Below are 14,700 nucleotides of genomic sequence, written 5' to 3'. Positions count from 1 at the left end.
CGGCCGCCCGTCGAGCAGAGGAATTCGCACACCCGCTTCTCGGGCGATACGCGCGAGATCCTCTTCTCGGCGCGCGTGGTGCTGTGGGCAGGGGTGCGACTCAGCGGTCGACGGGGGCAGCGGCCTCCCAGCCGTCGCCGCTGCGGCGCACGAGCCCCATCTGCTCGAACTCCTCGAACCAGCCCGGGGCCGGCCAGTCACCCCAGCGCTCGGCGTAGTGGGCGCCGTTGCGCAACAGGTCGGCAAGGTGGTCGACCGGCGGATCGGCGACCGGGTGCCACCGGTGGTAGGCATGGGCGCCGGCCACGAGCAGCACCGGCACGCGGCGGTACAGCAGCCTGCGCCCGAAGTCGGTGTCCTCTGCGCCGTAACCGGTGAAGGCCTCGTCGAACCCGCCGAAGTCCGCGCGTAGGCGCGCCCACAGCGCCGGGCGCAGAGCGAACGACAGGGACCAGAACATCCCGAACTCGTCCGGCTCCAGCGCGCGGGTGCCCCGGGCCGGGAACGGGCGTGCCGGGTGCGGGTCGGTGAAGGCCGGCAACTCGGCGGGGTCGGGGGCACCGGCGGACTCGGGCAGGTAGGTGACCGGGCCCAGGCCCACGGCGCCGTCGGGCAGTTCGGAGTAGTACCACCCCAGGTCGGGGCCCGGCATGCAGTCGACATCGAGGAAGACGATCAGCTTCGCGCCCAGCTCGGCCGCTCTGTCTCCGCCGAGATTGCGGCTCCGGGCGACGGGCAGGTCGGGGCCGGCCTCCAGCTCCACGACCTCGACACCGTCAGCGGCGAGTTCCTCGGCGAGGTCGGCACTGCCCGGCCGCTCGGGCAGGACCACGACGTGCCGGGCGCCGGGCAGGTTCTGGGCCATCGCCCGACGTTGTGAGCGGAGGTGCTCGGCGCGACCGGGCGTGCAGACGGTCACCACCGCGATCGACGCGGCGGCGGTCACAGCGCGGCCTCCGCCGCGTGACGGGCCCCCTGGCCCGCCGCGTGACGGGCCCCGTGACCGGCCCCCTGGCCCTCCGGCTCGTGACCCGAGGCGACCGCGGTGAGCACGCCGGCCAGGCGTGCGGCCGCACCGTCGACCTCCCACGCCTCCCGCAGGCCCGACCCGGCACCCGGGGTCGAGCGGGCGCGCCCGAGCGTGCGCCGGATCGAGTCGACCAGCTGCTCGACCGGGTCGTCGCGGCCCACGACCTCCGCCAGCCCCAGCGTCCGGAGGGTGTCAGCGGTGGCGTCCTGCTCGCCGAAGGGGCGCTCCTCGGGAGTCACGACGACGTGGGCGTCGGCGGCGGCGAGGTCGGCGATCGAACTCTGCCCGGCGGCGGTGATCACCACGTCGGCCCGGCACAACTCCTCCCACGGGTCGGCCACCCAGCGTCCGCCCGGCCCGCCGAGCGAGATCCACTCGACGTCGCCGAGTAGCCCGGGAACGGCGTCCCAGCGGGCGTCGTTGCCGGCACCACCGGAGCCCCGCAGATGCAGGATCCTCGGTCGGCCACCGCCCCGGGCGCCCGGGTCGGGAGCGCGGTCGGCGAAGCGCGAGACCCCGCCGACGGGCACCAGCGGGCGGTCCGCCCCTGCGGGGGCCGGCGCACCGGCGGCGCGCGGCCACCCGGCGACCAGGGCCGAACACACCCCGTGCGCGAGGACGTGCGGGGCGTCGTCGCGGCGCCCCGGCAGCACGGTGGCGACCACGGGAGTCCCGGTCAACCGCGCGGCCAGGGTCACCTCGACGGAGATGTCGCTCCAGAACACGTCCGGCGCGGTCCGGTCGATCCACCCGGCGATCATCGCCATGCGCTGACGGAGCCCGGTCTGCCCCAGCGGCACCCAGTGCAGCCTGCCCCCGGCGGTCGGGTCCGCCACCGGCCCGGCCTCGTCGTAGTCCAGTGGGAGCGGGAGGACCCGGATCCGCCCGGGGACGGGATTGGCGTCGTCGCGGATGCGGGCGGAGGTGAGGACGGTGACCTCGTCGTCCAGGTCGGCGGCGACCGAGAGCGCCCGCTGCACGTGACCGTTGCCCTGGTGGTGGGCGTAGATCCCGATCACGACGCGGCGCCCACCAGCAGCCCGCGCAGGCGGGCTTCGAGCAGGTCGATGCGGACGTCGTGGGAGAACGCGGCGGCGGCCGCGCGGGCGGTCGCGGCGCGGTCCAGCGTCAACGCGGCGGGGATGCCGGCCGCGAGGGCGGACGCGGGGTCACGGCCCGGTTCGACCAGCACCACGCCGGGTTGGCCGCTGAGGATCTCCCGGATGCCGCCACGCGCCAGGGCCACGACCGGGGTACCGCAGGCCAGCGCCTCGACGGCGGTGAGCCCGAACGGCTCCTCCCAGCACGGGGTCACCAGTGCGACCGCGGCCGAGGCGACGAGCGGGACGAGCGCGTCCCGACCGAGCGGACCGTGGTAGCGCACGCTGTCGCCAGCGTCGCGCAGCCGGGGCGCGAGCACCCGCTCCATGTACCGGTCGTCGCCGACCCGGCCGGCCAGGTCGAGCCGGAGCCCGGTGCGCCGGGCCGCCTCGACCGCCAGGTGCGGGCCCTTCTCCGGAACGATCCGGCCGGTCCACACGGCGCGGGGACGGTCGGTGGGCCGGAGGCCGACCCGGGAGGTGCGCCCGGCGACCGGTCGGGCCGCAGCGGCGGTAGCGGCGGTACCGGCGGTACCGGCGGCGGCGGGCCGGAAGGCGGAACGGGCGGCAGTCCGCCCGCCGGCGCCTGCCCGGGGGCGCCAGATCTGCAGGTCGACCCCGTTGGGCAGCACCTCGGCACCGTGGGGCACCCGCCAGGACCCCAGGACGGAGTGACTCACGGCGAGCACCCTGCCGGTCGCCGACCCCAGCCGGTCGAACGCCTCCTGCATGGGCGCCAGCTGCGGGCAGTGCAGGGTCGTGATCATGGGCGTGGCCATCTCGGCCGCGCGGACGAGCGGGACGTGCGACAGGCTGTGGTTGAGCACCACGTCGAACCCGGACACCGCCACGTGGTCCATGAGTCGCTCGAACTCCGCGGCGTCGGCCTCGTACCCGCCGGGCGGGTAGTAGCTGTCGCCGCGTCCGGTGGCGGCGGCCAGGGTGGTGAACTCGTGGCGCCGGTCGTGACCCTCACTGCCGGCGGCGGCGTAGAGCGTGACGCGGTGTCCCCGTGCACGCAGGGCCCGCACCTCCTTGGCCACCACGACCTCGAGCCCACCGGCGTACGGCTCCCGGATGGGGAACCGCGACGGGCCGATCACCGCGATGTCGAGTAGATCTTCGTTGCGGGCGTCCACGGGCCCCCTCTCGTCTCGTCGCCCCCGGCGGTTGCGGAGGATGTCGGAACCTCTGATAGTGGCCCCCCGGGGGGCCCTCCGCCACCGCTGGCCACCCCCGGCACTCACCAGCCGCCGAGCACCCTCTCGAGCCGCACCCCCGCGCCGTCGTCGTCGATGCCCCGGACGCCGGCGTGCGACGCCGTGACCGCGGTCGGCTCGGGTGGCTGCTCGCCCCAGTGGAGTTCGCGTGCGAGCGCCCGCGAGCTGCGGACCTCCGCGAGGCTGTAGCCCTCGTCGTCGTCCAGGGTCACGCTCCCCACGGGTGGGCACAGCGCGCGCAGGCGCCGCGGGTCGAGCGCCCCCAGCGCGCAGGGACGGAGGATGTCGACGAGGACGGGGGGACGACGACGAGGGCCCGCGCCCGGCGTCCCGGGCCGCCACCACCGACCGCGCGTCCCGAGGGTCACCCGGGGGTCGTCGGCGAAGAGTCGGGCGATCACGGCGGCGTCGGGTGTGGCGGGGTCGACGGTCACGGCCACGTCGGCCCAGGCGAGCAGGGAGAGGCAGGTCGCGGCGGTGGAGCCGGTCCCGGCGAACTCGGGGCTGCCGGCGTGGACGTGGACCGCGACCGACGGCAGGGCGAAGATCCCGGCGGCCGGCCGGGTGAGCGGTGAGGCGATGAGGCCGGCCAGGAGGGCGGACTCGGCGTTCTTCTGGGCGAGTTTCCGGGCGAGCCGGTCCGACTCGTCGCGGTGACCGTCCGCCTGACCGCCGTCGGTGTGGTCGGCGTCGGCGCGGCCGGCCCAGTCGGGGCCGTCGTGCCAGGCCACCGCGTCGGGCAGGTAGCGCAGGCGGCCGCCGGCCTGTTCGCAGCGCCACGCCAGGTCCCAGTCCTCGCCGCCGTAGCCGACGATGTCCGGGTCGAACCCGCCGGCGAGGTCGTAGAGGCGGCGGTGCAGGCCGCACGCCGCGGACAACACCCCCCGCCACAGGTCCTCGCCGCGGGTGAGGTCCGCCGTGTCCGCGTAGAACGCCGCAGGCCAGGCGGGGTCGGGGAGGATCTCGTCCGGTTCGACGGCCGGTTCGGCCCCGGTCCGGGTGACGGCGAACCGGCCGTACCGCCGGCGGCCCACCGCGAGCAGGTCCGGGTGGCCGTCCAGCGCAGCGCACATCGTCGCCACGAAGTCGGGCCCCGGGACGGTGTCGCCGTCGAGGAACAGCAGGAGGTCGCCCTCGCCCGCGCAGGCGCCGAGGTGGCGCGCTGCCGAGGCGCGGAAGCCGCGATCGTCCTGGCGCACGACCGTGACCTCGGGCGGGACCACCGGCGCGGTGCGAGAGCCGTCGTCGGCGACGATGACGCGCACGGTCCGTCGGGGGTCGCTCTGGTGGCGCAGCGCCGTGAGGATCCGGTCGAGCATCGGCTGGTCCTCGTAGAACGGGATCACCACGTCGACACTCTTGGGGACGTCACTGTTCGGGGTGCCTGTCATGCGAGCCATCCCTCCCACGCCCGGCGGTACGCCCGGCCGAGGTCGGCCATCCCCGACGGCGCCGCCTCGCGACGGGTGGGGGACGGGTCGTCGAGGAGTCGGCGCAGGTCGCCGGCGAGATCCGCCCCGTCGGTGATGAGCAGGGAGCCGGGATGCCGGCGCTCCATCTCGCGGGTGTAGTCCGAGTCGTAGACCAGGGGGCGTCGCCCGGCCGCGGCCCAGGTGTTGAGCGACCCCGACGCCGACACGTTCCGGAACAGGGCGACGGGCACGGTGACCTCGCCGAGGACGCGGGCGAGGTCGTCGTCGTCGATCCGTCCAGTCACCTCCACGCCGCCACCGGCGGCCCGGACGGTCTCCAGCGCGGCGTGGACGTAGTCGTCGTGCCCCTCGGCGGGCGTCCCCAACAGGCGTAGTGACACGGCCTCGTCGCCGGCGTCGGCGAGCGCGGCGACGGCGGCGGCCACCACGTCGACGGCCTTGCCCGGGTGCAGGAATCCGAACACCCCCACCGACCGGGCGTCGGGGGTCAGGTCGGCGGGCGGCGCCAGGTCGGGGACGGGCAGCGGGATCACCGCGTCGACGGCGATGTCGGCCACCGCGCAGAGGTGACGCTCGTGCTCGGAGCTCACCACGACGAGCCCCGCCGCCGCCGCGATGCGCTGGTAGGCCCGCGTGCGCCGCCGACACCGCTCAGCGCCCTCTGCAGGCTGGGGGACGTCATGCAGGGTGACCGCGATGCGGCGGCCGCGCGCCAGATCCTCCACGGTCATCGCGGCGTCGTCAGCGGTGGCGCCGAAGAGGGAATCGTTGATGTGCAGGTGGACCGGCGCGCCGGGTCGGGCGTCGAGTACCTCGCGTACCCCGGCGACGTCCGCGACCTCGAGCACCTCCGTCCCGGCCGCGCGGGCGCACTCCACCGCGAACCGGGTCACCCCGTGTTCGGGCGGCCCCAGGGCGAGTGTGATCGGTGCGATCGTCAGCGGCGCGCGCTGCTCGCCGGCATGCCCTCTGCTCACCTCAGCCCCAGCATCTCGATGCGGGCGGCGTGCCGACGCAGGCCCTCCTCCACCACTCCGGGCGTGGCCGCGTACCAGTCGAGGTGGGCGTCGACGATCTCGCGGCTGGGCACCGGGACGCCGTCGACCAACCACTCTCCCGAGCGGGCGCCCCCGGCGACATCACCGGTCTCCACGCCGAGCGCCCGTGCGACGGTCGACTCCACCGGCGCGCGCGTGCCGCCGAGGGGCTCGCGGTCGCCGATGCGGGGCGGGTCGGTGAGCAGGCCTGCGGGCAGGCGCTCGATGATGCGGTCGAACACCGTGGCCAACGTGTGCCGGTCGGGGTGGTTGATGGTGTGCCAGCGCGGGGCACCCTCGAGGAGGTCCGAGGCGACCAGCGTCCCGTGGGCCTGCTCGCGCACGCGCAGCGCCTCCACCGACTCGGTGGCCGAGGCCCGCGCCTGCTCGGGGGTCGGAGCGGCGTCGAGAACGCTCCGGTCGCCGGTCGCGGCGGCGACGATCGCCCGCAGGTCGTGGTACGGCGCGATCGGCGGGACCAGGGAGCGGTCATGGGGTGGGCGGACCAGCACCTGGTACGGATGCAGTCCGGCGTACCGCAGGACGGGGGTCAGCACGACCGTGGCCGAGGCCGGCAGGCGCGCGGCGAGCTGGCGGTGTCCGAGCGGCAGGTCGCGGTAGTCGTCGCGAACGGGTTGGACGATCAGCACGTCCGTGCGGGCGAGGTCCGTCTCCAGGCCCGGCAGGTCGTCGGCCGTCATCTCGTACACCGGCCGCACGTCCACCACCCGGACCTCCGCGGAGGTCCGGAGCAGGTCGCGGTAGACGTCCGCCTGGCAGTTGCCGATCACCATGACGGTCGGGAGGTCGGGGGTGCTCACCGGGCCGAGCGTATGCAGGGGCCCAGGTGGCGGCAACCGGCGGGCGTGGCACGGTGGCGGGGTGAACACTGGCTCCTCTCCGACCCGGCCGCCGGTCCGGGTGCGCTCCGTGCCGGCCGGGCACGACTACGTCCGCCACGCCATCTCGCCCGCGGCCGACGTCTCGGTGCTCGCGGACCCCGTGTTGGATCCGGCCGAGCCCGCCCGCTGGTGGCCGCACCCGGCGCTCGAGGCCGCCGACCGTCCCGAGGTCCTCGACGGGGCCGACGTCGTGCATGTGCACTTCGGTTACGAGCACCGCTCCCCCGGGCAGATCGCGGAGTTCGTGGCGGCGTTGCGGTCGCGGGGCCTGCCGCTGGTGGTCACCGTGCATGACCTGACCAACCCGCACGAGCCCGACCCCGCCGCCCATCTCGAGCGCACCGGCCACCTCGTGCGGGGCGCCGCCGCGGTGATCACGCTGACCCGCGGCGCCGCCGCGGAGATCCGCGAACGGTGGGGCGCCCGCGCGCAGGTCCTCCCGCATCCCCGGCTCATGGCCGCGGAGGTCACCGAGCCGTACCGGCTCGCGCGGCTCGATCGCTCCGGAGGCAGACGCATGGTCGGTGTGGTGCTGGGCTCGCTGCGCGCGGGAGTCGCCGGCGAGGAACTCCTGGCCCCGCTGGTCACCGCGCTGTCCGAGGGTGCCCACCTGACGGTGATGGTTCGCGCGGACGCCCTGGCCGCCGCGCGCGATCCGGAGCATCCCCGCCACGCGGCCGCGACCGCGCTCGACCGGCTCGACGCCCATCCGGACGTCGAGGTCCGTGCCCACGACCACCTGGCCGACGACGAACTGTGCGCGGCCCTGGCCGGATTCGACGCGCTCGTCCTGCCCCACCGCCACGGCACCCATTCCGGCTGGCTGGAGCTGTGCCGCGATCTGGGGCTGCCGCCGGTCATCCCGCGGATCGGGTACCTGGCCGAGCAGTGGGACCCCGGCGTGCTCGGATCGGGGTCGACCAGATCGGGGTCGGCCGGATCGGGCACGGCCGTCTACGGCCCGGGCCACCCCACCGCCGACGACCTGCGCCGGGCGCTGATGGCCGCCCTCGACGGCCCGCCGGTCCCGGCGCGCGCTCCCGCGTCCGAGGACGCCGCGGTCGCCGCCGCCCACGCCCGGATCTACCGACACGTGCTCTCCGCTGCGGCCGAGAGGTAGTGCAGCGGGGCGGACCCGGTCGGGTCGTCAGGCCTCCTGGCGACGGACCATCTCGCCGATCCACTCCGGCGCGTACGGCGAGGTGCAGTTCGGCGGCGTCGGGTAGTCACGCAGCACACCCAGGCGCTCGCCGATCTCCAGTGCGCGCGCCCGCAGATCCGGATGCTGGATCCCGATCTGGGCCAGGCACGTGTTCATCTCCCACTGCAGCCGTTCGTGGGCGCCGGCCATCTCGGCCTCGATCACGTCCAGCAGCGCGGGCAGGTCCAGCCCCTCGGGCTTCTTGACCACCCGGTCGGCGGTGAGCGCCCAGCCGGCGGAGGCGACCACCGGGTCGGCGTCGTCCACCCACGCCACGCGCAGGTCCTCGGCGTGCGGGCCCTTCATCACGACGTAGCCGACCAGCCAGTCGTGGACCTTCCGGGTGCGGGCCTCGCGCAGCATCGTGTCCAGCTCGGTGGCCGAGAACTCCTTGGGCCGGCAGACGAGCAACGCGAGCAGCCTCGCCGCCGAGTCGCCCGTGTCCCACAACTCCAGCGCCAGCGGATGGTTCTTCTTCACCCGCTTGGCGACCGCCCGGAGCGAGGTGAGGTTGACCGCGTGGTCGTCGCCGTGCCGCTCGTTGACCTCCAGGATCCGTGCGTCCTCGAGTTCCGCGAGTTCGGCCATCACCTCGTCGCGGGTCGGCGTTGTCGTCGTCGTCATCATCGTCTCCTCGTCCGCGCCTCCCGGCGGCGCCGTGCGCACCTATACTCGCCGGGTGCGCCTGTGGAGCATCGATCCCGTCCTGCTCGACCGCGCCGCGCTGGTCGCCGGGTGGCGCGAGGGGCTCCTGGCCCAGAAGGTACTCCGCGGGCTGACCAAGGGCTATCGCAGTCATCCGCAGCTCAAACGCTTCCGCATGCTCCCCGACCCGGTCGCGGGGGTCGCCACCTGGCTGCACGGGCTGGCCGACGCCGCCGAGGTGCGCGGCTACCGCTTCGACCGCACGCGCGTCGTCCTGCCGCCCGGGGCGGAGCGCCTGCCGCTCACCGACGGGCAGCTCGCGCTGGAGTGGGCGCACCTGCGGGCCAAGGTGGCCGAGCGCGACCCCGCGTGGTTGGACCGCCTCGTCGCACCGCGCCCGCACCCGATGTTCGACATGGTCCCGGGGCCGGTGGCCGCCTGGGAACGCGCACCCCTACCGGAGGCCTGACATGCCGAGACCGTCCGCCCGCGTGCCCTTGCCCGTGCTCGTCGCCCCCGCCGCGGTCTCCACGGCGCTGGCGTTGTGGCCGATCCGCCGACCGTTCGTCGCCGCGACCGCCGGCTGGGTGTGGAGCCTGCCCGCGCAGGAACTCCCGCTGCACGTCGGGGCGCTGGTCGGGGCCGCGACCGCGTCTGCGCTGGCCGGTCGGGGCGGTCGGGCCGCGCGTCCCTCCGATCACGTGGGGGTCGGCATCGCTGTGCTGACCTGGGCGGGTCTGGGTGTCGTGGTGTCGCGGCACGTCGCCGCGGCCGCCGTCCTCGACCGCGCGCTGGCCGAGGGGCTGGGCGCCGGGCTGGGCGACGGGCCGGGCGAGGGGCTGGGCGAGGGGGAGACGACGACGAGCCCGTCGGCCCTCCACCGCGCGCCGTGGCCGAGAGTGCTGTTCCGCCCGTGGCCGCTGCGGCCGCGCGGGGTGCGGGCCCGCCGGGGCATGGTCTACGGACCGGATCCGAAGACCAACCGCTTCGATCTCTACACCCGTACCGGCTCGTCGCGGGCCGGCGGTGGCAACGCCAGCGGCGGCAACAGCGGCAGCAGCGCCAACAGCGGCAACGGCGCCGGTGACGTGCGCGGGGTGCTCGTCCACATCCACGGCGGGCACTTCCGGGCGGGCGGCCCGAGCCGCGAGTCACGGGCGATGCTGTTCGACCACGCCGCGCGCGGGTGGGCGGCGATCAGCACCACCTACCACCTGTCGCCGACCCCGGAGTCGGGATTCCCGCAGCACCTGGTCGACGTCAAGCGGCTCCTGCGGTGGATCCGCACCGAGGGCCCGTCGCACGGCATCGGGGCCGACGCCCCGATCGTGGTGGCGGGCAGCTCCGCCGGCGCACATATCGCGATGATGACCGCCCTGACCGCGGGAGATCCCCGATTCCAGCCCGGCTTCGAGGACGCCGACACCGCGGTCGCCGGCGCGATCGGGTTGTACGGCTACTACGGTCGCCTGGGCCTCGAGACCCGGGACATCTCCGACCCCGTGCGCCACGCGGCCTCCGGCGCCCCGCCGGTGGCGATCATCCACGGCACGCACGACACCTACACGCCGGTGAAGGGGTCACGCCGACTCGTACGGCACCTGCGCGCCGGGTCGCCGAACCCCGTCGTCTACGCCGAGCTCCCCGGCGCCCAACACGGGTTCGACGCGGTGCGTTCGCCGCGCTACCTGGCGGTCGTCGACGCGGTCTCGAGATTCACCGACCGACTCGCCTGATGTCGGCAGCAAGCACGCCTCGGCGGGCGTAGTGTCGCCCTCAGCCGACGGAACCCCATCACCGAGGAGCCCCGATGCCACTGTCCGGCGAGTACGAACCCAGCCCGAGCGAGTGGGTGCGGACGCAGGTCGAGACGTACGAGCAGACCGACGGCGAGGAGGGCGGTGACCTCGCGGGCATCCCCGTGGTGATCGTGACCACCGTCGGCCGGAAGTCCGGCAAGCTGCGCAAGACCCCGCTGATGCGCGTCGAGCACGAGGGGTCGTACGCGGCCGTCGCCTCGCAGGGCGGCGCTCCCACCCACCCGGTCTGGTACTGGAACATGAAGGCCGATCCCCACGTGGAGGTCCGCGACAGGGACCGGGTCGGCGACTACACGGCCCGCGAGCTCAGCGGCGCCGAGCGCGACCGGTGGTGGGAGCGGTCCGTCGCCGTGTACCCCGATTATCGCGACTACCAGCAGAACACCGACCGGACCATCCCGGTGTTCGTCTTGGAGCCGCGCGATTAGGCTCAGCGCGGGGAATTCCAGAGCGGAACACTCCGCGATACACCAGGAGGGCGCCGGATGAGCCGAATCGCTCTCGTCCTCGGATGCGGGGGCACGATCGGCGGGGCCTGGATGATCGCCGCCCTCCACGCGCTCACCGAGCAGACGGGATTCGACCCCCGGGAGGCGGACGTCCTCCTGGGGACCTCGGCGGGCGCCGAGCTGGTGACCATGCTCGCCGGCGGCATCGGGGTCGACGAACTGGTCGACATGCAGCGCGGGCAGGCCTGCGACATGCGGCTGCGCGAACACATCGCCTCGACCCCGCCCGGGCGGCCGCCGCTGCCCCGGCTCCCACTGCTCAACCCCGGTCTGCTCCGCACACGGTCCGGGCTGGGCGCCCTCACCGGTATCGCCCCCACCGGTCGCGGCGACGCCAGCTGGTTGCAGCGGCTGGCCGAGGGCTTCGAGGTGGCCGCCTGGCTCCCCCACACCGGTGCCCGGATCGTCGCCTATGACGTCCTCGCCGGGGAGCGCGTCCTGTTCGGCGCCCCGGGCTCGCCGATGGCCACCGTCGGCGAGGCGTTGCGCGCCTCCTGGGCGACCCCCGGGTGGATGCCACCGGTGCCCGTCGGTGACCGGATCTTCGTCGACGGCGGCATGGGTTCCACCGCGTCCGTGGACCTGATCGGGCCGGAGGACGCCGACCTCGTGTTCGTCCTCGCCCCGATGGCCTCGGCGCCCGGCGTCCGCGTCCCCGGCCGGGGCGGCGGGATCGAGTACCGGCTGATCCGCCGCCCGATGTCCACCCAGCTGCACGACGAGGTCGCGAGCGTCCGCGCCCGGGGTACGACCGTCGTCCCGATCCTGCCCACCGTCGTCGACCTCGCCGGCCTGGGCGCCCACTTCATGAACGCCTCCCGACGGGAGGCGGCGTTCGAGTCGTCCATGGTGACCGCGCCGGAGACCGTCCGCGACGCGCTGGCGGACAACGCGGTCGACGTGTGAGTCCGGGTCGATCGCGCGAGCGGCGCGAACCACGCGTGGTGATCGTCGGGGCCGGGGTAGCCGGCATCACCGCCCTGCACGTCTTCCGCGAGCGGGGCTTCACCGACGTCACCGTGCTGGAGAAGGGCTCCGACGTCGGCGGGGTCTGGTACTGGAACCGCTACCCGGGCCTGACGTGCGACGTGCCCTCCCAGCTCTACCAGTTCCGGTTCGCGCCGAAGCTCGACTGGTCACACGTGTGGGCCGACGGTCCCCAGATCCAGCGCTACCACCGCCGGGTCGTCGACGACCTCGGCCTGGCCGGGCACATCCGGACCGACACCGAGGTGGCCGCCGCCCGCTGGGACGAGGGCACCGCGACGTGGGAGCTGACCCTCGCCGCCCGGGGCGACGGCGACGACGACGGCGACGACGACGAGACCATCACCGCGGACGTCGTCGTGTTCGCGACCGGGGTCCTGCACCACCCGACATCCCCGACATCCCCGGACTGGCGGAGTTCCGTGGCGGGGTCGTCCACACCGCACGCTGGCCCGACGGGTTCGACACGACCGGTCGCCGCGTCGCTGTCCTCGGCACCGGCTCGACCGGCGTCCAGGTGGTGTCCGCCCTCGTCGGTGAAGCGGGATCGGTCACGCACTACGCCCGCACGCCCCAGTGGATCCTGTGGGCCCCGATGCGGATGCGACAGCTCGTCGTCGTCGGCTCGGTACTGCGACGGTTCCCCACCGCGCGCTGTACGCCGCGCTGCAGTGGGGATCCGGCGTCCTCGCCGACATCACCACCAGACCGTCGTGGCGGCGGCGCGCGGTCCAGGCCTACGCGCGGCTCTCCCTCCGGGCGCAGGTCCGGGACCCCGACCTCCGCGCCCGGCTCACGCCGGAGGACGAGCCGCTGTGCAAGCGGCAGGTGGTCTCGGGGACGTACTACCGCGCCATCCAGCGCAGCGACGCCGAGCTCGTCACCGACGCCATCGCGCAGGTCACCCCGGACGGGATCCGCACCGCGGACGGCACCGAGCGGCCCGCCGACGTGATCGTGCTGGCGACCGGCTTCCGCGCGCACGACTACATGCGTCCCATGGAGGTCGTCGGACGCGACGGCCGCACCCTCGAGCGCGAGTGGGCCGACGGCCCGCGCGCCTATCGGATGACCGCCATCCCGGGCTTCCCCAATGCGTTCACCGTGCTGGGCCCCAACTCCCCCACCGGCTCGATCTCACTGCAGCACACCGCCGAGCTCACCGCCCGGTACATCGCCCACTGGATCGAACTCCTCCGCGAGGGCGCGATCCGGTCGGTGGAGGTGACCGAGGAGGCGACCGCCGAGTTCAACGACGACGTCGCCGGGGCGATGGGGCCGACGGTCTGGAACACCGGCTGCCACTCCTGGTACTTCCACGACGGCGGCACGATCGACCTGTTCCCCTTCGACCGGGCTCGACTGGCCGAGCTCATGAGGGAACCGGACCACTCGCACTTCCGGGTGGGCTGAGTGCCCGGTGCCGCTGGGTGCGCCGGGCTGGCGCGCCCGGGCTAGCTAGCGGGCCGCCCGCCGGTTGACCGGCCGGGTCCCGTCGCCCAGGTCCGGTCGGGGGAGGCGCCGGCCCGGGTCGGCCAGACCGACGACGTGGCCGTCCGCCGACAACCGCGTCATCGCCTCGAGCAGCATCCGGCGCGCGCTGGCGTTGACCGAGGACACGCGGCTGAGGTCCAGGGTCACCTCGCTCGGCCCCTCGGGGATCTCGGCGAGACGCCGCAGGACCTGCTCGGCGCTGGCGAACGTCATGGGGCCCTGCAACCGGAAGGTGCGGCGCCCGGAGATCTCGTCGAACCGCACCGAGCGAACGGCCTCCACGTCCGTGACGGTGGTATTCATCAGGTGTAACTCGAGATCGTGGGACAGCCGCTCGAAGGTGCGCACACCCTCCACACTGTGGCCGTGCTCGTCGAGCCGCGGGGAGAACACCCCGAGCCCGACCTGCCCGGGCAGGGCACCGAAGATCCCGCCCGACACCCCGCTCTTGGCGGGGATCCCCACGGTGGACATCCAGTCCCCGGCGGCGTCGTACATCCCGCAGGTGGCCATCACGGCGAGCACCTGCCGGGCGACCGGCGCCGACACCACCCGCTCCTTGGTGACCGGGTTGATGCCGCCCGTCGCCAGCGTCACCGCCATCACCGCCAGGTCGCGCACGGTCACCCGGTAGGCGCACTGCCGGGTGTAGCCGCGCACCACCTCGTCCGGGTCGTTCGCGATGATCCCGCCCGCGCGCACGAGGTTGGCCATGGCCCGGTTGCGGAACGCCGTGCGCAGCTCGGAGTCGAGCACGGCGTCGTCCACTCCGAGCTCGCGGCCCGCGAAGGCGGACAACCCCTGCCTCACCGCCTCGTCACGGTCGTCCTGGGTCGCGTCGGGCTCGCTCACCAGCGTGTGCGTGGTGATGGCCCCGATGTTGATCATCGGATTGCGCGGCCGGCCCGTCTCTCGGTCCAGGGAGATCTGGTTGAACGCGTCCCCGGACGGCTCCACCTCGACCTTCTCCAGGACCGCCTCGATTCCCCGGTCCCGCAGCGCGAGCGCGTAGACGAACGGCTTGCTCATCGACTGGATGGTGAACTCGGCGTCCGCGTCCCCGGCGGTGTAGACGATGCCGTCCATCGTGCAGGCGGCCACCGCGAACCGGTCGGGGTCCACGGCCGCGAGTTCGGGGATGTAGTCGGCGAGCCGGCCGGCGTCACCGTTCGAGCAGGCGTCGCGGATCTCGAGCAGATAGTCAGGTACCGGCGTCTTCACGCCACCAGCGTGTCATGCCGGAGGGCCCGGGGCGGCGTGTGCACCGCCCCGGGCCCTCCGGCACCGCGAACCGGTCGCGGCCATGATCGTCGTCAGCGCTC

13 protein-coding genes and 1 pseudogene are annotated in these 14,700 nt (G+C 74.5%); 6 read left to right on the top strand and 8 right to left on the bottom strand.

Going from position 1 to position 14,700, the window contains the following annotated elements; genetic code table 11:
* Positions 1 to 100 precede the first annotated feature (100 nt).
* The 6 genes from Q2K20_RS16745 to Q2K20_RS16720 form a co-directional block, all read right to left on the bottom strand.
* Complete coding sequence (locus tag Q2K20_RS16745; protein ID WP_096906527.1) at positions 101 to 946, bottom strand: glycosyltransferase family 2 protein; 846 nt, start codon at positions 944 to 946, stop codon at positions 101 to 103.
* Positions 943 to 2,049, bottom strand: a complete 1,107-nt coding sequence (locus tag Q2K20_RS16740; RefSeq protein ID WP_317176987.1) for a glycosyltransferase — start codon at positions 2,047 to 2,049, stop codon at positions 943 to 945. Before Q2K20_RS16740 ends, Q2K20_RS16745 begins: the two co-directional genes overlap by 4 nt.
* Positions 2,046 to 3,269, bottom strand: coding sequence for a glycosyltransferase (locus Q2K20_RS16735; protein WP_132063854.1), 1,224 nt, complete (start codon positions 3,267 to 3,269; stop codon positions 2,046 to 2,048). Before Q2K20_RS16735 ends, Q2K20_RS16740 begins: the two co-directional genes overlap by 4 nt.
* A gap of 104 nt (positions 3,270 to 3,373) precedes the next feature.
* Positions 3,374 to 4,741, bottom strand: a complete 1,368-nt coding sequence (locus Q2K20_RS16730; RefSeq protein WP_317176986.1) for a glycosyltransferase family 2 protein — start codon at positions 4,739 to 4,741, stop codon at positions 3,374 to 3,376.
* Positions 4,738 to 5,760, bottom strand: a complete 1,023-nt coding sequence (locus Q2K20_RS16725; RefSeq protein WP_317176985.1) for a hypothetical protein — start codon at positions 5,758 to 5,760, stop codon at positions 4,738 to 4,740. Before Q2K20_RS16725 ends, Q2K20_RS16730 begins: the two co-directional genes overlap by 4 nt.
* Positions 5,757 to 6,641 (bottom strand): WcbI family polysaccharide biosynthesis putative acetyltransferase, encoded by an 885-nt coding sequence (locus Q2K20_RS16720; protein WP_069389054.1) that lies wholly within the window; start codon positions 6,639 to 6,641, stop codon positions 5,757 to 5,759. Before Q2K20_RS16720 ends, Q2K20_RS16725 begins: the two co-directional genes overlap by 4 nt.
* Before the next feature lie 61 nt (positions 6,642 to 6,702).
* Between Q2K20_RS16720 and Q2K20_RS16715 the strand changes: the two genes are divergently transcribed.
* Positions 6,703 to 7,842, top strand: a complete 1,140-nt coding sequence (locus Q2K20_RS16715) for a glycosyltransferase (RefSeq protein WP_268092921.1) — start codon at positions 6,703 to 6,705, stop codon at positions 7,840 to 7,842.
* Positions 7,843 to 7,869: 27 nt separating this feature from the next.
* On the opposite strand, the gene Q2K20_RS16710 is transcribed toward Q2K20_RS16715, so the two are convergent.
* Positions 7,870 to 8,547, bottom strand: a complete 678-nt coding sequence (locus Q2K20_RS16710) for a DNA alkylation repair protein (protein ID WP_096907421.1) — start codon at positions 8,545 to 8,547, stop codon at positions 7,870 to 7,872.
* A gap of 55 nt (positions 8,548 to 8,602) precedes the next feature.
* Here Q2K20_RS16710 and Q2K20_RS16705 point away from each other — a divergent pair, with 55 nt between their 5' ends.
* From Q2K20_RS16705 to Q2K20_RS16685, 5 genes and pseudogenes are all read left to right on the top strand, one after another.
* On the top strand, positions 8,603 to 9,037 hold the full coding sequence (locus tag Q2K20_RS16705; RefSeq protein ID WP_096907420.1) for a pyrimidine dimer DNA glycosylase/endonuclease V: 435 nt from the start codon (positions 8,603 to 8,605) through the stop codon (positions 9,035 to 9,037).
* A gap of 1 nt (position 9,038) precedes the next feature.
* Positions 9,039 to 10,304, top strand: a complete 1,266-nt coding sequence (locus Q2K20_RS16700; RefSeq protein WP_317176984.1) for an alpha/beta hydrolase — start codon at positions 9,039 to 9,041, stop codon at positions 10,302 to 10,304.
* 74 nt (positions 10,305 to 10,378) lie between these two features.
* Positions 10,379 to 10,816 carry a nitroreductase family deazaflavin-dependent oxidoreductase gene (locus Q2K20_RS16695; RefSeq protein ID WP_067712984.1) on the top strand — a complete coding sequence of 146 codons (438 nt, stop codon included), beginning with the start codon at positions 10,379 to 10,381 and terminating at the stop codon, positions 10,814 to 10,816.
* Between the two features lie 57 nt (positions 10,817 to 10,873).
* Positions 10,874 to 11,803: a patatin-like phospholipase family protein gene (locus tag Q2K20_RS16690; RefSeq protein WP_132063859.1), complete on the top strand. Its 930-nt coding sequence runs from the start codon at positions 10,874 to 10,876 to the stop codon at positions 11,801 to 11,803.
* Positions 11,800 to 13,297 (top strand): annotated as a pseudogene (locus Q2K20_RS16685) (flavin-containing monooxygenase). The gene Q2K20_RS16690 and the pseudogene Q2K20_RS16685 overlap by 4 nt, the downstream one beginning before the upstream one ends.
* Before the next feature lie 45 nt (positions 13,298 to 13,342).
* Here Q2K20_RS16685 and Q2K20_RS16680 read toward each other — a convergent pair.
* Positions 13,343 to 14,599 carry a glutaminase gene (locus tag Q2K20_RS16680; RefSeq protein ID WP_069388600.1) on the bottom strand — a complete coding sequence of 419 codons (1,257 nt, stop codon included), beginning with the start codon at positions 14,597 to 14,599 and terminating at the stop codon, positions 13,343 to 13,345.
* Between the last annotated feature and the right edge of the window lie 101 nt (positions 14,600 to 14,700).

Source organism: Dietzia sp. IN118, from assembly GCF_032905965.1.
GTDB lineage: Bacteria > Actinomycetota > Actinomycetes > Mycobacteriales > Mycobacteriaceae > Dietzia > Dietzia kunjamensis.
The sequence above is the reverse complement of the archived record's forward strand: the minus strand, read 5'-3'. Positions and strand labels throughout refer to the sequence as shown.